22 protein-coding genes and 1 other annotated feature are annotated in these 23,224 nt (G+C 57.8%); of the genes, 15 read left to right on the plus strand and 7 right to left on the minus strand.

Features of this window, described 5'->3' with window-relative positions:
- Positions 1–7: 7 nt before the first annotated feature.
- The 6 genes from FUU19_RS23620 to ghoS form a co-directional block, all read right to left on the minus strand.
- On the minus strand, positions 8–877 hold the full coding sequence (locus FUU19_RS23620) for a fructosamine kinase family protein (RefSeq protein WP_033642864.1): 870 nt from the start codon (positions 875–877) through the stop codon (positions 8–10).
- A 237-nt stretch (positions 878–1,114) separates the two neighbouring features.
- On the minus strand, positions 1,115–1,969 hold the full coding sequence (locus tag FUU19_RS23625) for a metal ABC transporter permease (RefSeq protein WP_141969175.1): 855 nt from the start codon (positions 1,967–1,969) through the stop codon (positions 1,115–1,117).
- Entirely contained in the window at positions 1,969–2,829 is an 861-nt protein-coding gene (gene yfeC / locus FUU19_RS23630; protein ID WP_141969173.1) for an iron/manganese ABC transporter permease subunit YfeC, read from the minus strand. The genes FUU19_RS23625 and yfeC overlap by 1 nt, the downstream gene beginning before the upstream one ends.
- Positions 2,829–3,719: a manganese/iron ABC transporter ATP-binding protein gene (locus tag FUU19_RS23635; RefSeq protein ID WP_230490503.1), complete on the minus strand. Its 891-nt coding sequence runs from the start codon at positions 3,717–3,719 to the stop codon at positions 2,829–2,831. The genes yfeC and FUU19_RS23635 overlap by 1 nt, the downstream gene beginning before the upstream one ends.
- Positions 3,716–4,660 (minus strand): metal ABC transporter substrate-binding protein, encoded by a 945-nt coding sequence (locus tag FUU19_RS23640; RefSeq protein WP_100396324.1) that lies wholly within the window; start codon positions 4,658–4,660, stop codon positions 3,716–3,718. Before FUU19_RS23640 ends, FUU19_RS23635 begins: the two co-directional genes overlap by 4 nt.
- A gap of 131 nt (positions 4,661–4,791) precedes the next feature.
- The gene (ghoS, locus tag FUU19_RS23645) at positions 4,792–5,091 is read right to left on the minus strand and encodes a type V toxin-antitoxin system endoribonuclease antitoxin GhoS (RefSeq protein WP_038877599.1); all 300 of its coding nucleotides are present in this window, start codon (positions 5,089–5,091) and stop codon (positions 4,792–4,794) included.
- A gap of 109 nt (positions 5,092–5,200) precedes the next feature.
- On the opposite strand from ghoS, the gene FUU19_RS23650 reads away from it, so the two are divergent.
- The 6 genes from FUU19_RS23650 (at position 5,201) to FUU19_RS23675 (ending at position 12,858) form a co-directional block, all read left to right on the plus strand.
- On the plus strand, positions 5,201–5,866 hold the full coding sequence (locus FUU19_RS23650; RefSeq protein WP_049295470.1) for a transglycosylase SLT domain-containing protein: 666 nt from the start codon (positions 5,201–5,203) through the stop codon (positions 5,864–5,866).
- 307 nt (positions 5,867–6,173) lie between these two features.
- Entirely contained in the window at positions 6,174–6,899 is a 726-nt protein-coding gene (locus tag FUU19_RS23655) for a gluconate 2-dehydrogenase subunit 3 family protein (protein ID WP_049295472.1), read from the plus strand.
- A gap of 2 nt (positions 6,900–6,901) precedes the next feature.
- Positions 6,902–8,683, plus strand: coding sequence for a GMC family oxidoreductase (locus tag FUU19_RS23660; protein ID WP_025302609.1), 1,782 nt, complete (start codon positions 6,902–6,904; stop codon positions 8,681–8,683).
- A 12-nt stretch (positions 8,684–8,695) separates the two neighbouring features.
- Complete coding sequence (locus FUU19_RS23665) at positions 8,696–10,033, plus strand: c-type cytochrome (RefSeq protein WP_043143369.1); 1,338 nt, start codon at positions 8,696–8,698, stop codon at positions 10,031–10,033.
- A gap of 257 nt (positions 10,034–10,290) precedes the next feature.
- Positions 10,291–11,574: an SLC5/6 family protein gene (locus FUU19_RS23670; protein WP_141997909.1), complete on the plus strand. Its 1,284-nt coding sequence runs from the start codon at positions 10,291–10,293 to the stop codon at positions 11,572–11,574.
- 150 nt (positions 11,575–11,724) lie between these two features.
- Positions 11,725–12,858, plus strand: coding sequence for an ABC transporter substrate-binding protein (locus FUU19_RS23675; RefSeq protein WP_141969167.1), 1,134 nt, complete (start codon positions 11,725–11,727; stop codon positions 12,856–12,858).
- A gap of 37 nt (positions 12,859–12,895) precedes the next feature.
- Here the strand turns inward: FUU19_RS23675 and FUU19_RS23680 are convergent, their stop codons facing one another.
- Positions 12,896–13,582, minus strand: coding sequence for a MarC family NAAT transporter (locus tag FUU19_RS23680; protein ID WP_255703310.1), 687 nt, complete (start codon positions 13,580–13,582; stop codon positions 12,896–12,898).
- A 520-nt stretch (positions 13,583–14,102) separates the two neighbouring features.
- On the opposite strand from FUU19_RS23680, the gene FUU19_RS23685 reads away from it, so the two are divergent.
- From FUU19_RS23685 to pheT, 9 genes are all read left to right on the plus strand, one after another.
- On the plus strand, positions 14,103–15,152 hold the full coding sequence (locus tag FUU19_RS23685) for an AAA family ATPase (RefSeq protein WP_141969163.1): 1,050 nt from the start codon (positions 14,103–14,105) through the stop codon (positions 15,150–15,152).
- Positions 15,153–15,391: 239 nt separating this feature from the next.
- Positions 15,392–16,015, plus strand: a complete 624-nt coding sequence (locus FUU19_RS23690) for a hypothetical protein (protein ID WP_141969161.1) — start codon at positions 15,392–15,394, stop codon at positions 16,013–16,015.
- A gap of 218 nt (positions 16,016–16,233) precedes the next feature.
- Entirely contained in the window at positions 16,234–18,162 is a 1,929-nt protein-coding gene (thrS, locus tag FUU19_RS23695; RefSeq protein ID WP_141969159.1) for a threonine--tRNA ligase, read from the plus strand.
- A 3-nt stretch (positions 18,163–18,165) separates the two neighbouring features.
- Entirely contained in the window at positions 18,166–18,717 is a 552-nt protein-coding gene (infC, locus tag FUU19_RS23700; protein WP_048233542.1) for a translation initiation factor IF-3, read from the plus strand.
- A 98-nt stretch (positions 18,718–18,815) separates the two neighbouring features.
- Positions 18,816–19,013: a 50S ribosomal protein L35 gene (gene rpmI / locus FUU19_RS23705; protein ID WP_004931418.1), complete on the plus strand. Its 198-nt coding sequence runs from the start codon at positions 18,816–18,818 to the stop codon at positions 19,011–19,013.
- 44 nt (positions 19,014–19,057) lie between these two features.
- Complete coding sequence (gene rplT, locus FUU19_RS23710) at positions 19,058–19,414, plus strand: 50S ribosomal protein L20 (RefSeq protein ID WP_004931417.1); 357 nt, start codon at positions 19,058–19,060, stop codon at positions 19,412–19,414.
- A 113-nt stretch (positions 19,415–19,527) separates the two neighbouring features.
- Positions 19,528–19,650 (plus strand) — a sequence feature (Phe leader region).
- Positions 19,532–19,576, plus strand: coding sequence for a pheST operon leader peptide PheM (pheM, locus tag FUU19_RS23715; RefSeq protein ID WP_121626058.1), 45 nt, complete (start codon positions 19,532–19,534; stop codon positions 19,574–19,576). (Overlaps the previous feature by 45 nt.)
- A 187-nt stretch (positions 19,651–19,837) precedes the next feature.
- A complete protein-coding gene (gene pheS, locus FUU19_RS23720; protein ID WP_043143373.1) occupies positions 19,838–20,821 on the plus strand; it encodes a phenylalanine--tRNA ligase subunit alpha in 984 nt (327 codons plus the stop codon).
- Between the two features lie 14 nt (positions 20,822–20,835).
- The gene (gene pheT, locus FUU19_RS23725; protein ID WP_230490504.1) at positions 20,836–23,223 is read left to right on the plus strand and encodes a phenylalanine--tRNA ligase subunit beta; all 2,388 of its coding nucleotides are present in this window, start codon (positions 20,836–20,838) and stop codon (positions 23,221–23,223) included.
- Position 23,224: the final 1 nt, after the last annotated feature.

Below are 23,224 nucleotides of genomic sequence, written 5' to 3' on the forward strand. Positions count from 1 at the left end.
TGGAACGTTACGACGCTTCGGGCTGCAACAGCGCCTCCACCGCACGTTGCGCAGCCACCAGATGCTGGCCGCCGAACAGGTTGCTGCGGTTAAGCAGGTAGTACAGCTGATACAACGGCTGGCGCTCAATAAACCCGGCCCCCAGCGGCCATACGCTCTGATAGCCGTCGTAGATCTGCGGCGGCAGCTCCGGATACAGCGGCAGCATCGCCAAATCGCACTCTCGGTCGCCCCAGTAGCTGGCCGGGTCGAACAGGATCGGCCCGTTGGCGGTCATCGCGCAGTTGCCCGGCCACAGGTTGCCATGCAGCAGCGAAGGCTGCGGCTGGTGGTGCTGCAAACGCAGATACACCCGATCGACAATGTCGTCGATATCGCCGAAGGTCATGCCTTTCTCCGCCGCCAGCTGCAGCTGCCAGCCGATGCGCTGCTCGGCGAAAAATTCCGACCAGCGGCGCTGCCAGGCGTTGGGTTGCGGGGTCGTGGTCAGATCGCTGTCGAAGTCGAGACCAAACTGCGGTTGCTCGCTCCACTGATGCAGGTGCGCCAACTGCTGGCCCAGACAGTAGGCGCCGTGGGCGTCGAGGGGTTTCAGCTGTTGATACTCCAGCAGCAGGAAGCTGTAGTCGCGATCGCTGCCGACGCCATACACTTCCGGCACCCGTACGCTTTTGCTGCGTGCCAGCAACGCCAGCTGATCGGCCTCGGCGGTGAATATCGGCAGTTGCTCACGGGCATCGCATTTCACGAACACCTCGTTGTCACCGTAACTCACGCGCCACGCCGGGTGAATGTCGCCCCCGGGCAGTTCAATCCTTTCGCGTATCTCTGCGCTGCCAAGATGTTCACTTAACAGACGGCTAACGGCTTGCCACATGGTATTTCCCCCTCTGTGCTGCCTGATAATTCATTAGGTTAGCGTCTTTCCCGTGGTGAAAACACGACGCGGCGCACAGCCGGCGTCAAAGGTGGCGATTTTTTCAGCGCCTCGCCAGCTCAAAGTATATACCCTATTGATTAATTTAAGCGCAATACCGATTGCTACTTGATGATAATGGATAAGCCAGCGGAGGAATAGGATGCGGCGGGGAACACCGCCGCATCAGAGGGGCGTTTAACTGCCCATCGGCACGTTTTGGTTACCCTGTAACGGACGCAGCTTGCTGTACAACAAGGCGATAACGAACAACACGGCCTGCACGATGACGATGCAAGGCCCGGTGGCGCCGTCGATATGGAAGCTGATCAGGGTGCCGAGCACGCAAGAGAACACCGACACCACCGTCGCCACCATCAGCATGCGATCAAACCGGCGGCACAGCATAAAGGCGATGATGCCGGGGGCGATCAGCATGGCAATCACCAAAATCACCCCCACTGCTTGCAGCGAGGCGACGATGGTCATCGCCAGCAGGCACAGCAGCCCGTAGTGCAGCAGCTTGACCGGCAGGCCAATCACCCGGGCATGGTGCGGATCGAAACAGTACAGCATGAAGTCTTTGCGCTTGAGTAACACCACCGCCAGGGTGATGCCGGCGATCAGCAGGGTTTGCTTCAGCTCACCGTCGGTGATGCCCAGCATGTTGCCGAACAGAATGTGGCTCAGGTGCTGGTCGGTATCGATGCGCGAGAACAGCACCAGGCCGAAGGCGAACATGCCGGAGAAAACGATGCCCATCACCGTGTCTTCTTTCACCCGACTGTTCTCTTTCAGGTAGCCGGTGGCTACCGCGCAAAAGATGCCGGAGAGGAACGCGCCGATCGCCAGCGGGATGCCGACCACGAACGCCACCACGATGCCGGGCAGCACCGCGTGCGAGATGGCGTCACCCATCAGCGACCAGCCTTTGAGCACCAGATAGCAGGAGAGCACGGCGCACACTACGCCGGTGACGATGGCAGCGACGATCGCCCGCTGCATGAACGGGTAGGCGAAGGGTTCGCTCAGCAGTTGATACAGGGTGTCCATCAGCGACCTCCGGTTTGCGACTGTGCCACACGACGCCGGGACGCCAGCAGGCCGTGTTTCGGCGCGAAGAAGAACGCCGCCAGGAACACCAGCGTTTGCAGGGTGACGATAACGCCCCCGGTGGCGCCGTCGAGGAAGAAACTCAGATAGGCGCCGATGCCGCTGGTCAATGCGCCGATGATGATGGCGATGATCACCAGCCGGCTGAAGCGGTCGGTCAGCAGGTAGGCGGTGGCGCCCGGGGTGATCACCATGGCGATCACCAAAATGGCGCCGACGGTTTGCAGCGCGGCGACGGTGCAGGCGCTGAGCAGGGTGAAGAACAGGATCTTCAGCTTCAGCGGTGACAGGCCGATCGAGACCGCGTGGCTTTCGTCGAAGAACACCGCCAGCAGGTCTTTCCACACCAGGCACAGGATCAGCAGCGAAACGCCGATGATGATTTCTACCTGCAGCACGTCTTCGTCGGCGATGCCAAGGATATTGCCGAAGATGATCGACTGTACGTTGACCGAGGTAGGGTTGAGCGACACGATCAGCAGACCGACGGCGAAGAAGGTGGAGAAGATGAAGCCGATGATGGCGTCTTCGCGAAGCCGGGTGATGTGGCGCACCAGCGTCATCGCCAGCGCCGCCAGCATGCCGGTAAAGAAGGCGCCGGCGGCGTAGGGCAGGCCGAGAGCGTAGGCGCCGGCCACGCCGGGCACCACCGAGTGCGACAGCGCATCGCCCATCAACGACCATCCCTTCAGCATCAGATAGGCGGACAGGAACGCGCAGGCGGCGCCGACGATGGCGCTGACCCAGATGGCTTTCACCATGTAGTTATAACTGAAAGGTTGCAGCAGAAGGTCCAGCATCAGGATTGTTTCTCCCTGGCCTGGCTGTTGGCCGGCGGATCGCTCTTGGTGTGACCGTAGAACACCGCCGGGCGCTCATCGTCGGTCAACACCGTAACGGTGCGCGGATCGTTGTCGTCGTGCAGATCCGGGCCTGAGAGGTTGATATGGCGCAGCACGCCGCCGAACGCCTGCTCCAGGTTGCTCTGGGTGAAGGTGGTCTCGGTCGGGCCGGCGGCCAGCACCGTGCGGTTGATGAGGATCACCCGATCGCAAAACTCCGGCACGCTGCCGAGGTTGTGGGTGGAGACCAGGATCAGATGCCCCTCGTCGCGCAATGCGCGCAGCAGCTCGATAATGGCATTCTCGGTTTTCACATCCACGCCGGTGAACGGTTCATCCAGCAGCAGCACCGTGCCCTGTTGCGCCAGCGCGCGCGCCAGAAACACGCGTTTTTTCTGGCCGCCGGACAGCTCGCCGATCTGCCGGCTGCGCAGCTCGCTCAGGCCGACGCGCTCCAGCGCCTTGTCGACCCGCAGCCGGTCTTCGCGCGACGGGATGCGCAGGAAGTTCATCTTGCCGTAACGGCCCATCATCACCACGTCTTCCACCAGCACCGGGAAGTTCCAGTCGACGTCTTCGGTCTGCGGCACGTAGGCGATCAGGTTCTTTTTCAGCGCGTCCGCCACCGGTTTGTCGCTGAGCGACACCCGGCCGCTGGTTGGCCTGACCAGGCCCATGATGCTTTTGAACAACGTCGATTTGCCGCTGCCGTTGACGCCGACCAGCGCGCAGATCGAGCCGCCGCCCAGGGTAAAGCTGGCGTTATGAATGGCGGTGTGTCCGTTATTGTAGGTTACGGTGACGTCGTCCACGTTCAATTCAGGGCGGACAAACGGTTCATGGGTCATTGATCGAATCCTTTGGCGATGGTTTGCACGGTGGTGTTAAGCAGGTCGATATAGGTCGGCACCGGGCCATCGCGTGTGGACAGCGAATCCACGTACAGCACGCCGCCGTATTTGGCGCCGGTTTCTTTCGCCACCTGTTTGGCCGGCTTGTCGGAAATGGTGCTCTCGCTGAACACCACCGGAATATGGTGGGCGCGCACCGCGTCGATTACCCGGCGCACCTGCTGCGGCGAACCTTGCTCATCGGCGTTGATCGGCCACAGATAAACTTCTTTCAGCTGATAGTCCTGCGCCAGGTAGCTGAAAGCGCCTTCGCTGGTCACCAGCCAACGCTGTGCGGCCGGAATGCGCGCCAGGCGTTCACGCAGCGGGGCGTCCAGTGCGCCGATCTTCTCTGCGTAGGCCTTGGCGTTGCGGTTGTAGGTTTCCGCATGGGCCGGATCGTGTTCCACCAGCGCTTTGCGGATGTTCTCGATATACACCAGCGCGTTGCTCGGCGACATCCAGGCATGCGGGTTCGGGTTGCCGTTATACGGCCCTTCGCGGATCGGCAGCGGGGTGATGCCTTCGGTCACGACCGCCGCTGGCACCTGCTTGATGTTCTCGAAGAAGCGCTGGAACCAGCGTTCCAGGTTCATGCCGTTCCACAGGATCAGATCGGCGTGCTGCGCCTTGACGATGTCGCGCGGCGTGGGCTGGTAGTCGTGGATCTCGGCGCCCGGCTTGGTGATAGATTCCACCACGGCGGCGTCACCGGCCACGTTCTGGGCAATGTCCTGAATGATGGTAAAGGTGGTCACCACGCGCAGCTTTTTTTCCGCCAGCGCGTGTTGACTGACCAAGGCGGCGCCGAGCAGCAGGCAGGCGAGCGTGAAAGGGCGTAACAGTGCGGCAGCGCGGGAAGGGCGACTGCGACGAAAAGCGCAACTTATCAATGGCATGATGACGTCTCCTGGTTCAAATGAAAATGATTATCAATATCAATTGAAGCGAAGTCAAGCGTCACTTGCCCACCGCCGGCGGGGTATTTCTCCAACTGAAAAAATAATACCGTCCGGGGAGTTATAGCATTTTATGTATCAGTATGTAACCGCTGAAGGTAGTCCTTACAGCTGCATATCGCCACCTCCGGCTGTTTTCCCAATGCCAACTGCCCGAACCCCTGCGCCAGACGCTGTACATCCTCTTGATCCAGCACGGTTATAAACGCAAAACTGTTGCTGCCGAGTTCGTGGTGAACGCCATTCTCGTCTGTCACCGACGTGACAAAACCCTCACGCGTCAATTGCCCGGTCAGCTTCGCCAGGTCGGTCAATCCTTCTTCCTGATAGCGAAAAGTCACCACAAAGCAGCTTGTTGCAGATTGACTCATAAATCACCTCTTGGTATATGGATAGCTTGAGATTAGTCCAAAAAATTACTGCAGGTGTCCTTACAAGTTGTATATGCTACGCAACTCATTGAAAGGAGTGAGGGATTCTGTGAAAACAAAAATAGGTTGCCTTACGGCAATTTTACTTTTGTCGGGGTGCGCCAAAGACCCGCAAACGGCAAGCAATATTTCAGGCAGTGGCACAACGCGCGGCGGTTGGTTAAAACCCCCTCCGCAGGCACCGGTAAACCGCACAGGCACGCCGGTTGTTTATAACGATTACATTCGTCAGGCCGCCAGCAACTACGGCGTTGACGAAACGCTGATTAAAGCGATTATTCAGGTGGAGTCCGGGTTTAACCCGAACGTGGTCAGCACCTCGAACGCAGTGGGATTGATGCAGCTTAAGGCTTCTACCGCCGGCCGCGACGCCTATCGCATGAAAGGACGAAGCGGGCAACCCAGCTCGCGTGAGCTGAAGGATCCGGCGGTCAATATTGATCTGGGAACGGCCTATATCAATATTCTTCAAAGCCAGCAGCTAGCCGGGATCAACAACCCACAGACTTTGCGTTACGCCACCATCGTTTCGTACGTGAACGGGGCGGGCGCCATGTTGCGCACCTTCTCCTCGGACAAGCGCGTGGCGGTCAATCGCATCAATCAGATGAGTCCGGATGAGTTTTATCAGCACATCCAGAAAAAGCACCCGGCGCCGCAGGCACCGCGCTATTTGTGGAAGGTGACCACCGCTTATCAGGCGATGTCGCCGTAGCCCCATCCTTCTTTGAATCGGCCGCTAAACGCGGCCGATTCTGTTTCCTGCGTTAGTTTATAGCGCGACCTGCCTCTCATTTTTCGTTATTTCCTCATCGGTTATCAGAAAAACCGCACAAAAAGTTAAATTTACGTTAGCGGATAAATCTTTACGTTCATTCAATAAGTTACCGGTAACATTTTTGCTTTTGCGCGCATTCTGACCTTCAATAAATATACAAATAAGTAACAAATTATTTTAAAAACCCGTATCGATCGCAAGGTTGCGGTTAAATAGTTGTGACTATCTTTGGATGGAATGTGACATGTCGAATCATAAAACCAACAATTCGCGGCGCGATTTCTTGTTGAAATCGATGACCTTAATTCCTGCGGCGGTAATTGGTGGCAGTGGCGTTGGCGCGCTGACGGCACCGGCACCAGCGGTCGCGGCCCCGAACACTTCAACGCAGAACGATTACCAACCGACCTTTTTCACCCCGGAAGAGTGGGCCTTCATCAAGGCCGCCGTCGCGCGCCTGATCCCGGCCGACGAACGCGGCCCTGGCGCACTGGAAGCCGGCGTGCCGGAGTTTATCGATCGCCAGATGAATACCCCGTACGCCACCGGCTCCATCTGGTACATGCAAGGGCCGTTTAACCCCGATGTGCCGAAGGAAATGGGCTATCAGCTGCCGTTGGTGCCCAAGCAAATCTACAACCTCGGCATCAGTGACGCCGACGCCTACAGCAAGAAAACCGCCGGCAAGCCCTTCGCCGAACTGGATGGCGCGCAGCAAGACGCCATGCTGCAAAAGTTCGAGTCCGGCGAGGCGGAGTTCCAGCAGCTGCCGTCGAAACTGTTCTTCTCCTATCTGCTGCAAAACACCCGTGAAGGTTTCTTCAGCGATCCGATCCATGGCGGTAACAAAGACATGGTGGGCTGGAAGCTGATTAATTTTCCGGGCGCGCGCGCCGATTTTATGGACTGGGTTGAGCGAGGGGAGCGTTATCCCTTCCCGCCGGTCTCGATTCGAGGGGAGAGGGGCTAAGCATGGCAACGGTAATGAAAAAAGTAGACGCGGTGATCGTCGGCTTCGGCTGGGTGGGTGCGATCATGGCCAAAGAGCTGACCGAGGCCGGCCTCAACGTGGTGGCGTTGGAGCGTGGCCCGATGCGCGACACCTATCCGGACGGTTCTTATCCGCAGGTGATCGACGAGCTAACCTATAACATCCGCCGCAAACTGTTCCAGGATCTGTCGAAAAGCACCGTCACCATTCGCCACAACAGCAGCCAGACCGCGGTGCCTTACCGCCAGCTGGCGGCGTTCCTGCCGGGCACCGGCGTTGGCGGTGCCGGCCTGCACTGGTCGGGCGTGCATTTCCGCGTCGATCCGATCGAACTGCGCATGCGCAGCCACTATGAAGAGCGCTACGGCAAAAACTTCATTCCGAAGGACATGACCATCCAGGACTTCGGCGTGACCTACGACGAACTGGAACCGTTCTTCGATAAAGCGGAGAAAGTGTTCGGCACCTCCGGCACCGCCTGGACCATCAAAGGGCAGAAAGTGGCGCAGAAGGGCGGCAACCGCTTTGCGGCGGATCGCTCCAGCGACTTCCCGCTGCCGGCGCAGAAAAATACCTACTCCGCCCAGCTGTTCGAGAAAGCGGCGCTGGAAGTGGGTTATCACCCTTACAACCTGCCGTCCGCCAACACCTCGGACTCTTACACCAACCCGTACGGCGCGCAGATGGGCCCGTGCAACTTCTGCGGTTTCTGCAGCGGCTACGCCTGCTACATGTATTCCAAGGCTTCGCCGAACGTCAACATTCTGCCGGCGCTGCGCATGGAAAAACGCTTCGAGCTGCGTACCAACGCCAACGTGCTGAAGGTCAACCTGACCGACGACAAGTCTCGCGCCACCGGCGTGAACTACGTCGATGCGCAGGGCCGCGAGATTGAACAGCCGGCCGATCTGGTGATCCTGGGCGCGTTCCAGTTCCACAACGTGCACCTGATGCTGCTGTCCGGCATCGGCAAGCCTTACGATCCGGTGACCGGCGAAGGCGTGGTCGGGCGCAACTTCGCCTACCAGAACATGACCACCATCAAGGCGTTCTTCGATAAAGACGTGTTCACCAACCCGTTCATCGGCGCCGGCGGCAACGGCGTGGGCGTGGACGACTTCAACGCCGATAACTTCGACCACGCTAAAGAAGGCTTCGTCGGCGGTTCGCCGTTCTGGGTCAACCAGGCGGGCACCAAGCCGATCTCCGGCCTGCCGACGCCGCCGGGCACCCCGGCCTGGGGCAGCAAATGGAAAGCGGCGGTGGCGGATGCCTACACCCACCATGTTTCGATGGACGCCCACGGCGCGCACCAGTCGTACCGCAACAACTATCTGGATCTCGATCCCAACTACAAGAACGTCTTTGGCCAGCCGCTGCTGCGCATGACGTTCGACTGGCAGGAAAACGACATCAAGATGGCGCAGTTCATGTACGACAAGATGGCGCCGATCGCCAAGGCGATGAACCCGAAACTGATCGCCGGCAGCCCGAAAAACGCCAACAGCCACTTCGACACCACCAGCTACCAGACCACCCACATGAACGGTGGCGCGGTAATGGGCGAGGATCCGAAGACCAGCGCGGTCAACCGCTATCTGCAGAGCTGGGACGTGCACAACGTGTTCTCGATCGGCGCATCGGCCTTCCCGCAGGGGCTGGGCTACAACCCGACCGGCACCGTGGCGGCATTGGCTTACTGGTCTGCCCGCGCCATTCGCGAGCAGTATCTGAAAAACCCAGGCCCATTGGTGCAGGCATAAGGACGGCGAACGATGAAAGCATTTGTACCGGCACTGGTTCTCAGTGCAGTGAGTTTTTCCGTTTGGGCGCAGGACGCCACCGTCAGCAGCGAGCTGATCAAGCGCGGTGAATACCTGGCGCGCGCCGGCGACTGCGTGGCTTGCCACACCGACGGCAAGAGCGGCAAAACCTTCGCCGGCGGTCTGGCGATGGAGACGCCGATCGGCACCATCTACTCCACCAACATCACGCCGGACAAGAAAACCGGCATCGGCGATTACAGCTTCGAGGATTTCGACAACGCGGTGCGTAAGGGCGTAGCCAAAAACGGCAGCACCCTGTACCCGGCGATGCCGTACCCGTCGTTCGCGCTGGTGAAAGAGGACGACATGCGGGCCATGTATGCCTATTTCATGCACGGCGTGCAGCCGGTGGAGCAGGCCAATAAGGACTCCGACATCCCGTGGCCGCTGTCGATGCGCTGGCCGCTGAGCATCTGGCGCGGCATGTTCGCGCCGTCGCCGGCGGACTTCGTCGCTGACGCCAAGGCCGATCCGGTGATTGAGCGCGGCCGCTACCTGGTGGAAGGCCTGGGCCACTGCGGTGCCTGCCATACCCCGCGCAGCATCACCATGCAGGAAAAAGCGCTGAGCAACAGCGAAAGCGACGACTACCTGTCCGGCAGCAACGCGCCGATCGACGGCTGGGTGGCTTCCAGCCTGCGCAGCGACCGCAAGGATGGCCTGGGCAGTTGGAGCGAAGCCGAGCTGACCGAGTTCCTGAAAACCGGCCGTAACGATAAGGCGATCGTGTTTGGCGGCATGAGCGACGTGGTGGAGCACAGCCTGCAATACCTGAGCGACGACGATCTGACCGCCATCGCACGCTACCTGAAATCGCTGCCGCCGAAAGACGGCAAGCAGCAGGCGGCGCCGGTCGAAGACAGCGTGGCCAAGGATCTGTGGCGCGGTGACGACAGCAAGCCCGGCGCGGCGCTGTATGTCGATAACTGCGCGGCCTGCCACCGCACCGACGGCGTGGGCTACAAGCGCGCCTTCCCGTCGCTGAAGGGCAACCCGGTGGTGCAGACCGAGGACGCGACCTCGCTGATCCACATCGTGCTGACCGGCAACACTACGCCGGCGGTGCAGGGGGCGGTGTCCAACATCACCATGCCGCCGTTCGGCTGGCGTCTGAACGATCAGCAGGTGGCGGACGTGGTGAACTTCATCCGCACCAGCTGGGGCAACAGTGCCAAACCGGTGAGCGCCTCCGACGTGGCCGACGTGCGTAAAGACCGCTCGATGATCCGCGACGAGAAGGAGATGGGCAGCGCCGAGGTGCCGGACCATCCGGACGCGAAGAAGTAAACCGCTTAAGGGCTCCGCAAGGGGCCCTTAGTTTTTTCTGTCTGCGCCGTTTTTTCCAGCATTTTCTGTTCACAAATCGTTCGTTCGGCCGATAAAACATAGACCCGCAGCGGATTTTTCATTATCCTTTGCCGTCCTTTCATCAGGCGTAAGTATGAAATATCGCTTTAATTCACTGATTACTATTAAAAAATTCGCGGAGAAGGATATCCCGTTAGGCGCAATCGTTGGCGCCGCAGATTAAGGTAGACTGTCTCATGAGTACGATTTCTCCCGATTCAGGCACGCTGACGGCCGCTCAGCCTGCCAAATGGAACAAAACCGACACCGTCTGGATGTTCGGTCTTTATGCCACCGCGGTGGGCGCCGGCACGTTGTTCTTGCCGATCAACGCCGGTTTGAACGGCCCGTTGGTGCTGCTGCTGATGGCGCTGTTCGCTTTCCCGCTGACCTATTTGCCGCACCGCGCGCTCAGCCGCTTCGTGCTTTCCGGCTCCAGCCGCGACGGCAATATTCACGATGTGGTGGTGGAACATTTCGGCGTATTGGCCGGAAAAATCATCATGGTGCTGTATCTGATGGCGTTCTTCCCGATCGTGCTGGTGTACAGCATTTCGATCACTAACGCGCTGGACAGCTTCCTGATCCATCAGTTCCATGTGGCGCCGCTGCCGCGCATCTGGCTGAGCCTGGCGGTGGTGGTGGTGCTCAATCTGGTGCTGCTGCGCGGCAAAGACAGCATCGTGGCGGCAATGGGCATGCTGGTGTTCCCGCTGCTGGTGTTCCTGATGGGCATTTCGCTGTACCTGATGCCGAGCTGGAATACCGCCAACTTCGTTAATGGCCTGGCTGCCACCCGCTTCGACACGCCGGGGCTGTGGCATTCGCTGTGGCTGGCGGTGCCGGTGATGGTGTTCTCCTTCAGCCATGCGCCGATCATCTCTTCCTTCGCCTCGACGCAGAAGAGCCTGTATGGCGATAAGGCGGAACGCCGCTGCGCGCGCATCATGCGCTACAGCTATGTGCTGATCTGCGTTACCGTGCTGTTCTTCGTGTTCAGCTGCGTGCTGAGCCTGTCCCATGAAGACATGCAGCAGGCCAAAGATCAGAACATCACGGTGCTGACCACCCTGGCCAACAAGTTCTCCAACCCGCTGATCGCCTATCTCGGCCCGGTGATGGCGATGCTGGCAATGGCTAAATCCTATCTCGGCACCTCGCTGGGGGTGACGGAAGGGGCGACCAGCCTGATCGACGGTGTCACGCGCGCGGTCGGCAAACCGCTCAGCTCGCGTATGACGCACCGCATCTCGGCGGTGTCGCTGTTCCTGCTCACCTGGGCGGCGACGGTGTGGAATCCCAGCGCGCTGCACATTATCGAAACCATCAGCGGCCCGCTGATTGCGGCGATCCTGTTCATCCTGCCGATGTACGCGGTGCGTGCGGTGCCGGCCATGCGGCAATACCGCGCGGCGAGCAACGTCTTCGTGCTGGTGATGGGCCTGATTGCGCTGTCGGCGCTGATCTACGGCCTGGTATGATCCCCTGGGCGCGCCGCCTCTGGCGCGCCTCTCAACCGCGCTCTACACATCCCTTTGCAATTAATCGCCGGGTTGCCGGGCGTTATCTTTGATAATGCAAGCCATTCTCATTAGTATTTCCTGATTGTGTTCATGACTAAGGAGTCTTTCGTGCACCGTCGAATCACTTTGCCGGCGCTGGTTTGCGCCGCCTTGCTCGCCTCTCCGGCGATGGCCACCACCTATCCGCTGACCCTGACCGACACCTCCGGGCAGACACTCACCCTCCAGCAAGAGCCGAAACGCATCGTGGTGCAGGACGGGCGCGATATTCTCACGCTGGCGCTGCTCGATCGCGCCAACCCGTTCGGCCGGCTGGTGGCCTGGAATAACTTATTGAAGAAAAGCGACGCGGCGACCTGGGATATTTTGCAGAGCAAATGGCCGGCGGCGAAAAACATCATCGATATGGGGTTCAGCGACAAAGGTGAAGTGAATCTGGAGAGCGTGATCGCCAAACGCCCCGACCTGATGATCGCCCAGCTGCGCTCCAAACCGTCGCTGAGCCAAACTGGCGTGCTGGATAAGCTGAAGGCGCTGAACGTACCGGTGCTGTTTATCGACACCATGCTCAAGCCGGTGGAAAACACGCCCAAAAGCGTGACGCTGCTGGGGGAAACCCTCAACCGCGAAAGTGAGGCCAAGCAATATACCGATTATTATCAGCAGCACTATCAGGCCATTCTGGCCAAGACGCAGGCGGTGGAACCCAAGCCGCTGGTGTTCTTTGAAGCCAAGGCCGGCCTGAACGGGCTGGAATCCTGCTGCTTTACCCATGCCCATGTCGGTTGGGGGGCGCTGGTCGAGGCGGTCGGCGCGCGCAACATCGGATCTGCGCTGCTGCCGGGGGCGACCGGCGATGTGGCGCTGGAGAAAGTGATCAGCATGAAGCCGGATGCCTACATCGTTTCCGGCTCACAGTGGGCCAGCAAGACCAACGCCGCAGTGCCGTTCGGCTATGGCGTGACGCAGCAGCAGGTGGATGAGGCTTTCAACCGCATGAAACAGCGCCCGGGGTTCGCGCAGCTGTCGGCGGTGAAGGAAGGGCGGTTCTACGGCATCTACCATAACTTCTACAACCACCCGTACAACATCGTCGGGCTGGAGTATCTGGCGAAGTTTATCTATCCGGCGCAGTTCCCGGATCTGGATCCGGCCAAGACCTACAGCGAGATCCTCAGCCGCTTTACCGAAGTGCCGGAAGGCAAGGGCATTTTGGGCGCGCAGGCGCCGGCGGGGAAATAACGGCAACGGGCGCGATCGTCGCGCCCGTTTTTTATCGTCAGGCGGCCGGTGTGTAGGTGGAGATGATCTCCAGCACGCCGTTGATGATGAACTGCACGCCCATACACACCAGCAGGAAGCCCATCAGGCGCGAGATAGCCTCGATGCCGCTTTTCCCCACCAAGCGCATAATGGCGCCGGAACTGAGCAGGCAACCCCACAGGATCACCGCGACCGTCAGGAAGATGGCGACCGGCGCCACCGCCAGCACCCAGGGTTCAAAACCCAGCGAGTTCGCTTTGACGCTCGACGCCGAGCTGATGATCATGGCGATGGTGCCCGGCCCCGCGGTGCTCGGCATGGCCAACGGCACGAAGGCGATGTTGGCCGACGTCTTATGCCGCAGCTCGTGCGACTTGCTCTCCACCTCCGGCGCCTCTTCAGGGCTCTGTTGGGGGAACAACATGCGGAAACCGATGAAGGCGACGATCAAGCCGCCGGCGATGCGCAGGCCGGGGATAGAAATACCGAAGGTGTTCATCACCACCTGCCCGGCGTAAAACGCCACCGTCATGATGCAGAACACATAAACCGAGGCCATCAGCGACTGCTGATTACGCTCTTCGCGCGTCATATTGCTGGACAAACCGAGCAGCAACGCTACCGTGGTCAGCGGGTTGGCCAGCGGCAACAGCAGCACCAAACCCAGTCCGATGGCCTGGAATAACTGCAAAATACCCGTCATAAAATAGACTCCCTGTGCAACGTTCAAGCCGCCAGGCGGCGGCCCATGAGCTGAACAGCCTAGCCTGCCGCGTGCCTGGCGGCAATGGGGATAGCTCGTAAGGTTAATTAGCCGTCAGCCGGTGTTTCATCTTCGCCGTTGCACTCGCCGGCGAGCTCTGGTTCATCCTCACACCCCAGCGGCGCTTCGTTGACCGCAATCGCTCGTGGTACTGAACGTGCGCCAAAATGCACCCGCCCATACAGCGTCGCTAATACCGCGCATAGCACGACGAGGACTGCGAGTAACCGGTTCATATTATGAGCTCAAGACCTGTTCACCAGTGAATAACGTAAGGATAGTGATGCCAAGACGCTCTGTCAGCGTGTTGTCGCCGAGAGTAGGCACGTCCGTGCTGTAATTATTATTAATTATTTTTAACTGTTTTTACCATTTAACCGCTTAAGAGTTTAAAAACTTCTATACTGGTAAGGCTTTGTGGCATTTCTTTATAATCGAAAAGCTTAAAAGGAGTTTTACTATGGAAGTGGCAAAAGAATGGGTAGCGGCGAAAAAAATCTCCTGGGGCAGCGTCATTGGTGGTGTTATCACCGTATTGGCTGTTTCACTGTTGCTGTCGACGTTGGGCACCAGCCTTGGATTTTCCATCGTGGATCCCACGTCAGACGATCCAATCAATGGAGCCGGTACCACCGTAGTGATTTGGTCCGCTGTTTCAATCATTATTAGCTTGGCTGCCGGCGCTTTTATTGCCGGACGTTTGGCTGCTAATGACGGCCTTATTCATGGCTTCCTGGTATGGGCTACGTCACTTATTGTGGCGGCGGTGCTGGGCGGGATGCTGGTCGGGTCTGCAGTGAAGGCCACCGGCAATGCGCTGGGTGCTATCGCTTCGACCTCTGGCAGCTTGCTCTCCGGTGCTGGTTCAGCGATTGGCAAAGGGGCAACCGGGTTAGCGGACGTGGGTGGCAAGGTGTTTGACAAGTTGGGTATAGACACCACGTTGGAACCTGAACAGCTGCATGGTGATGTGGTTACGGCGCTTAAAAAAAGTGGTATTCCGTCATTGCAGCCGGAATTCATGCAGCAACAGTTGAATGCGGCCAAGACTGATTTGGCAGACGCAGTAAAAGCCCTGGCACTTCAGCCCGACAATAGCGATGCGATTATTAAGCAACTGGTCGACAAGCTTAAAAAACATGGTGAGGCCATCTCGCAAGATGTGGATCAAGACGCACTGAAAAAAGCGCTGGTTGAAAATACCAATATGACGCCGCAGGAAGTAGACCAGACTGTGAAGAATTTGGTCGACGCCAAAAATAAAACTGCGCAGATGGTTAATCAGCGTTTGGATGAAGCCGAAGCAAAAATCAATCAGGCAAAACAGGAGTATGCTGAGCTGAAACAGAAAGCGCGCGAACAGGCTGCCGCGGCTGCGGACGAATTGTCTCGGGCTGCTCTGTGGTCATTCTTTGCATTGTTGATTGGTGCAGTGGTCAGTGCATTGGCAGGTTTGTGGGGCGTTAACACCAACGCCCGGCGTGTCACCGTATCATCTCCGCAGGCGTAATTTCCAGGCTCGTTTGCGCGTCTCGATGATAGAGGGATGAGAGCCTGAAATACTGACGGTGATGAAATGACAGCCAGGAAAGACTGGCGCTTCCCCCGGCCATGTGCCGGGGTTTTTATTGTTTGCGGCGTGATTAATGACCACCTTTATCGCGGTGTACGGTATTAGGCATCAATTGCCACGATCCCTGAGAACAGGTGGATAACATAGATGCGCTGTAAATAATAATGAGTGTGATTATGAAACAAGAACTGCATATTTTGCTGGGGAAGGCCGTTGCTTTTCTATTCTACGGCGCTTTTTTAGCGGCCTTGGTCGGCCTGGTGTTTATCGACGTACACTGGCTGCATAACTTCGTGCATGAAACCTCGTTGACCGAAGCGGCGCAGGAACTGTTGCTGCTCGCCATCTCCGGCGGTTTCTTCGCTGCGGCCTGGCGGCAGGCTGAACGCCGCTCCGCCTGGATGCTGGTCGGCGGCTTCTTTCTCTGCATGCTGATCCGCGAGATGGACTTCGCCTTCGATGCGCTGTGGCACGGCGCTTGGGTGTGGTTCGCGCTGGCGGTTGCCCTGGCCTGCCTGTGGCATGCCGGAAGGCATGTTGCGGCGACGGTGCGCGGCCTGGCCTATTTCGTGACGCATCCCGGCTACGGCATGATGTGCGCGGGCCTGCTGTGCATTCTGGTGTTTTCACGCCTGTTCGGCATGGGCGCACTGTGGCAAGCGCTGATGCTGGACGGCTATAACCGGGTGGTGAAAAACATGGTGGAAGAGGGGTGCGAACTGTTGGGCTACGGCCTGTGCCTGTTGGCCACCCTCAGCTACCTGAAAGACGTTTTTGCGCCGAATAAGGCGAAAGTGTGAGGGCGGCGGCACTTTATTTATCCGGAACAATTTTAGTGATACTATTCGCTTAGCCGAATGCGGCTGAGAAGGTATGCGTTCCATTCTGTATACCCAGTGAGGTTTCAATCTGGCAATTGTGGGCGAGATCTGAAACCTGGCTGACCAAACCCAAAATCCAATTTTCGTACTGCATGTGATCTGTCGTGTGGGTCACCACTGTAGATAAGGAATTATTAATGCCTGTTATTACTCTTCCTGACGGTAGTCAGCGTCATTTCGACCACCCCGTTTCCCCGATGGATGTCGCGCGCGATATCGGCCCTGGCCTGGCGAAAGCCTGTATCGCCGGCCGTGTCAACGGCGAGCTGGTTGATGCCGGCGATCTGATCGAATCAGATGCGCAGCTGGCCATCATCACCATCAAAGATGAAGACGGTCTGGAAATCATGCGCCACTCCTGCGCGCACCTGCTGGGTCATGCGATCAAGCAGCTGTGGCCGGATACCAAAATGGCGATCGGTCCGGTGATCGACAACGGTTTCTATTATGACGTGGACATCGACCGCACCCTGACGCAGGAAGACCTGGATCTGCTGGAAAAGCGGATGCACGAGTTGGCCGATAAGGATTACGACGTCATCAAGAAGAAGGTCAGCTGGCAAGAAGCCCGCGACACCTTCGCTGAGCGCGGCGAAGTCTACAAAGTGGCGATCCTGGATGAGAACATCAGCCATGACGATCGTCCTGGCCTGTATCACCACGAAGAATACGTCGACATGTGCCGTGGCCCGCACGTGCCGAACATGCGTTTCTGCCACCATTTCAAGCTGCAGAAAACCTCCGGCGCTTACTGGCGCGGCGACAGCAAAAACAAAATGCTGCAGCGTATCTACGGTACCGCCTGGGCAGACAAGAAGCAGCTGAACGCCTACCTGCAGCGTCTGGAAGAAGCGGCCAAGCGCGACCACCGCAAGATCGGCAAACAGCTCGACCTGTATCACATGCAGGAAGAGGCGCCGGGTATGGTGTTCTGGCACAACGACGGTTGGACTATCTTCCGCGAGCTGGAAGCCTTCGTGCGCATGAAGCTCAAAGAGTACCAGTACCAGGAAGTGAAAGGTCCGTTCATGATGGACCGCGTGCTATGGGAAAAAACCGGCCACTGGGAAAACTACAAAGACGCCATGTTCACCACCGCGTCGGAAAACCGCGAATACTGCATCAAGCCGATGAACTGCCCGGGTCACGTGCAGATTTTCAACCAGGGCCTGAAGTCGTACCGCGATTTGCCGCTGCGCATGGGCGAATTTGGTAGCTGCCACCGCAACGAGCCATCGGGTTCCCTGCATGGCCTGATGCGCGTGCGCGGTTTCACGCAGGATGACGCCCACATCTTCTGTACTGAAGAGCAGGTGCGTGCCGAAGTGAACGAATGCATTCGCATGGTCTATGACGTGTACGGCACCTTCGGCTTCGACAAGATCGCCGTCAAGCTGTCTACGCGTCCGGAAAAACGCATCGGCACCGACGACATGTGGACCCGCGCGGAAGAAGACCTGGCCGCCGCGCTGACCGAGAACGGCATTCCGTTTGAATATCAGCCGGGTGAGGGCGCCTTCTACGGACCGAAAATTGAATTTACCCTGCATGATTGTTTGGATCGCGCATGGCAATGTGGTACCGTGCAGCTCGATTTCTTCTTACCGGGCCGTTTGGGCGCCTCGTACGTTGGCGAAAACAACGATCGCGTCGTGCCGGTAATGATTCACCGCGCCATTTTGGGCTCCATGGAACGCTTCATCGGTATCCTTACCGAAGAATACGCCGGGTTCTACCCGACCTGGATCGCTCCGGTGCAGGTGGTGGTGATGAATATCACCGACAGCCAGTCTGATTACGTCCAGCAATTGACCAAAAAACTGCAGGATGCAGGTATTCGCGTGAAAGCGGACTTGAGAAATGAGAAGATTGGCTTTAAAATTCGCGAACATACTTTACGTCGAGTCCCTTACATGTTGGTGTGCGGTGACAAAGAGGTCGAAGCAGGCAAAGTTGCCGTTCGTACCCGCCGTGGCAAAGACTTGGGAAGCCTGGACGTAAACGAAGTCGTAGACAAGCTGCTGAAAGAGATTCGCAGCCGTAGTCTTCATCAACTGGAGGAATAAAGTATTAAAGGCGGAAAACGAGTTCAACCGGCGCGTCCTAATCGCATTAACAGAGAAATTCGCGCGCAAGAAGTTCGCCTAACCGGCGTCGATGGCGAGCAGATTGGTATTGTCAGTCTGAATGAAGCTCTTGAAAAAGCTGAGGAAGCGGGCGTTGATTTAGTAGAAATCAGCCCAAATGCCGAACCGCCAGTTTGCCGAATCATGGATTACGGCAAATTCCTCTACGAGAAGAGCAAGTCGACGAAAGAACAGAAGAAGAAGCAAAAAGTTATCCAGGTTAAGGAAATCAAATTCCGTCCTGGCACCGATGATGGCGACTATCAGGTCAAACTACGCAACCTGATTCGCTTTCTGGAAGATGGCGATAAAGCCAAAATCACCCTGCGTTTCCGTGGGCGTGAGATGGCGCACCAGCAGATCGGTATGGAAGTGCTTAACCGCGTCCGTAAAGACCTGTGTGAAGATATGGATCTGGCAGTGGTCGAATCCTTCCCTACGAAGATCGAAGGCCGCCAGATGATTATGGTGCTCGCTCCTAAGAAGAAACAGTAAGGCTTACAAGTAATGGAACCCGCGCGGCGCTTGCGCCGTGTGGGTTCCATTCGCCCAACTGATTCGTTGTTTAACAATGCGAAGTGGATTTAATTAAAATGCCAAAGATTAAAACTGTACGTGGTGCAGCCAAGCGCTTCAAAAAAACCGGCAGCGGTGGTTTTAAGCGTAAACATGCCAACCTGCGTCATATTCTGACCAAAAAAGCAACCAAGCGTAAACGTCACCTGCGTCCGAAAGGCATGGTGTCTAAAAACGATCTGGTCCTGGTTACCGCGTGCCTGCCGTACGCATAAGCCATTTTTTTTTGAATTTAGAATAAGACTTTAGGAGAGAGCATATGGCTCGCGTAAAACGTGGTGTAATTGCACGCGCACGTCACAAGAAAATTATGAAGCAGGCGAAAGGTTACTACGGTGCCCGTTCGCGCGTATATCGTGTTGCCTTCCAGGCAGTAATCAAAGCAGGCCAGTATGCTTACCGTGACCGTCGTCAACGTAAGCGTCAGTTCCGTCAGCTGTGGATTGCACGTATCAACGCAGCTGCTCGTCAGAACGGTCTGTCTTACAGCAAATTCATCAACGGCTTGAAAAAAGCGTCGATCGAAATTGACCGTAAGATCCTGGCTGACATCGCAGTCTTCGACAAAGTGGCCTTCGGCGCACTGGTTGAGAAAGCGAAAGCAGCTCTGGCGTAAGTCAGTAGAAGAGGGAGCTTGCTCCCTCTTTTAATCTTTGTTTTCAGCGACAAATATTGACTTTTATTGGCCACCGCTATATCACTGGTGGACAATCATCGACAAGGTACCGCAATCATGCACGCAGCTATTTTTCGTTTCTTTTTTTACTTTAGCGCCTGACTTCAGGAGGCTTTGCGCGTAAGAAAAGAAACGAAAAGTAGCGCCTAAGCCTCCCTCGTGGAGGCTTTTTTGTTTTTGGCCATCGCCTCGCCTTGCAAAGCGTTGCGGTGAGAACGGCGGGTACTCAGCCGGCCCTGCGCCGCGCAGGAGAGCCGTCCGACCGGCAACGCATTGAAAAGTCTTTGAAGATTGCTCAAAGGCGTGTTCGAATAATAGATAACAATTACTTAGGGCCATCCCGGCCAGAGGAAGAGGAAAGCAATGCCACATCTCGCAGAGCTGGTTGCCAGTGCCAAGGCAGCCGTAGAAGATGCCCAGGATGTTGCCGCGTTAGATTTGGTACGCGTCGAATATTTTGGCAAGAAAGGTCATTTCACCTTGCAGATGCAGTCTCTGCGCGACGTACCGGCGGAAGACCGCCCGGCGGCCGGCGCGGTGATCAACCAGGCCAAGCAAGAGGTGCAAGACGCCCTGAACGCGCGTAAGAACGCGCTGGAAAGCGCCGCGCTGAACGCGCGCCTGGCGGCTGAAACCATCGACGTGTCTCTGCCGGGCCGTCGTATGGAGAACGGCGGTCTGCATCCGGTGACCCGCACCATCGACCGTATCGAAACCTTCTTCGGCGAGCTGGGCTTCTCCGTTGCCACCGGCCCGGAGATTGAAGACGATTACCATAACTTCGACGCGCTGAACATTCCAGGGCATCACCCGGCGCGTGCCGACCACGATACCTTCTGGTTTGACGCCACGCGTCTGCTGCGCACCCAGACTTCCGGCGTGCAGATCCGCACCATGAAGAACCAGCAGCCGCCGATCCGCATCATTGCGCCGGGCCGCGTTTATCGTAACGACTACGATCAGACTCACACTCCGATGTTCCACCAGATGGAAGGGCTGATCGTCGATAAAGACATCAGCTTCACCAACCTGAAGGGCACGCTGCACGATTTCCTGAACAACTTCTTTGAAGAAGATCTGCAGGTTCGTTTCCGTCCGTCCTACTTTCCGTTCACCGAGCCGTCCGCTGAAGTGGACGTGATGGGCAAGAACGGTAAGTGGCTGGAAGTACTGGGCTGCGGCATGGTGCATCCGAACGTGCTGCGCAACGTGGGTATCGATCCGGAAGTTTACTCCGGCTTCGCCTTCGGCATGGGCATGGAGCGCCTGACGATGCTGCGTTACGGCGTCACCGACCTGCGCGCATTCTTCGAAAACGATCTGCGTTTCCTCAAACAGTTTAAGTAAGGCGGGAATATCACATGAAATTCAGTGAACTCTGGTTGCGCGAGTGGGTAAACCCGGCCATCAGCAGCGAAGCATTATCCGATCAAATCACCATGGCCGGTCTGGAAGTGGACGGCGTGGACCCGGTTGCCGGCGCGTTTAACGGCGTTGTGGTGGGCGAAGTGGTCGAGTGCGGCCAACACCCGAACGCCGACAAACTGCGCGTCACCAAGGTTAACGTAGGCGGCGATCGCCTGCTCGACATCGTCTGCGGCGCGCCGAACTGCCGTACCGGCCTGAAAGTGGCGGTCGCCACTGTGGGGGCAGTGCTGCCGGGCGATTTCAAAATCAAGGCCGCCAAGCTACGCGGCGAACCTTCGGAAGGCATGCTGTGCTCGTTCTCCGAGCTGGGCATTTCCGACGATCATGACGGCATCATTGAGCTGCCGCTGGATGCGCCAATCGGCACCGACATCCGTGACTATCTGAAACTGAACGACAACACCATCGAGATCAGCGTTACCCCGAACCGCGCCGACTGCCTGGGCATCATCGGCGTTGCGCGTGACGTGGGCGTACTGAACCAGGTTGCGCTGACCGAGCCGGACATGAGCCCGGTGGCCGCCACCATCGACGCCACGCTGCCGATCCGCGTTGACGCGCCGCAGGCGTGCCCGCGTTATCTGGGCCGCGTGGTGAAAGGCATCGACGTCAAGGCGCCAAGCCCGCTGTGGATGCGTGAAAAACTGCGTCGTTGCGGTATCCGCTCTATCGATGCCGTAGTAGACGTCACCAACTATGTGCTGTTGGAGCTTGGCCAGCCGATGCACGCCTTCGATCTGAGCCGCATCGACGGCGGTATCGTGGTGCGCATGGCGGAAGAAGGGGAAACCTTGACGCTGCTGGACGGTAACGAAGCCAAACTGAATGCCGACACCTTAGTGATCGCCGATCACCAAAAAGCGTTGGCGATGGGGGGCATCTTCGGCGGCGAACATTCCGGCGTTAACGGGGAAACTCAGAACGTGCTGCTGGAATGCGCCTTCTTCAGCCCGCTGTCGATCACCGGCCGCGCACGCCGTCACGGCCTGCATACCGATGCTTCTCACCGCTATGAGCGCGGCGTCGATCCGGCGCTGCAGTACAAAGCGATGGAACGCGCTACGCGCCTGCTGCTGGACATCTGCGGCGGCCAGGCCGGCCCGGTTATTGACGTGACCAATGAAAACGAACTGCCGAAACGCGCTACCATCACGCTGCGCCGCGAGAAGCTGGATCGCCTGATCGGCCACGTGGTGCCGAGCGAGCAGGTTAGCGACATTCTGCGCCGCCTGGGTTGCCAGGTGACCGAACAGGGCGACAACTGGCAGGCAGTGGCGCCGAGCTGGCGTTTCGATATGGAGATCGAAGAGGACCTGGTGGAAGAAGTGGCGCGCGTTTACGGCTACGACAACATCCCGGATGTGCCGGTGCGCGCCGATCTGGTGATGACTCAGCATCGCGAAGCCGACCTGACGCTCAAGCGCGTGAAGACCATGCTGGTCGATCACGGTTATCAGGAAGCGATCACCTATAGCTTCGTCGATCCGAAAGTGCAGGCGTTGCTGCATCCGAATGAAGAAGCGTTGATCCTGCCGAGCCCGATTTCGGTCGAAATGTCGGCGATGCGCCTGTCGCTGTGGACTGGCCTGTTGTCTGCGGTAGTGTACAACCAGAACCGCCAGCAGACGCGCCTGCGCCTGTTCGAAAGCGGCCTGCGCTTTGTGCCTGATAGTGCGGCAAATCTGGGTATCCGTCAGGACGTCATGCTGGCGGGCGTGATCGCCGGCCATACGCACGATGAGCATTGGGATCTGGCGCGTAAGCCCGTCGACTTCTATGATTTAAAAGGGGATCTGGAGTCTGTCCTCGAGCTGACCGGTAAATTATCCGAAATTCAGTTCCGGGCGGAAGCCAATCCGGCCCTGCATCCAGGGCAAAGTGCGGCGATTTATTTGCACGGCGAACGCGTAGGTTTCATCGGTGTGGTTCACCCGGAACTTGAACGTAAACTGGATCTTAACGGCCGCACCGTGGTGTTTGAACTGGAGTGGAACAAGCTTGCGAGCCGCGCCGTGCCTCAGGCGCGGGAGATTTCGCGCTTCCCGGCAAACCGCCGTGATATCGCCGTTGTGGTGGCTGAAAATGTCCCCGCAGAAGATATTTTGGCCGAGTGTAAGAAAGTTGGCGCAAATCAGGTAGTTGGCGTAAACTTGTTTGACGTGTACCGTGGCAAGGGCGTGGCAGAAGGTGACAAGAGCCTGGCTATCAGTCTGGTATTGCAGGATACCGCTCGTACACTGGAAGAAGAGGAGATAGCCGCTACCGTTGCAAAATGCGTAGAGGCTCTAAAACAGCGATTCCAAGCATCCTTGAGGGATTGAA

This window comes from Serratia montpellierensis, assembly GCF_020858655.1.
In the GTDB taxonomy this organism is placed as follows: Bacteria; Pseudomonadota; Gammaproteobacteria; order Enterobacterales; family Enterobacteriaceae; genus Serratia; species Serratia montpellierensis.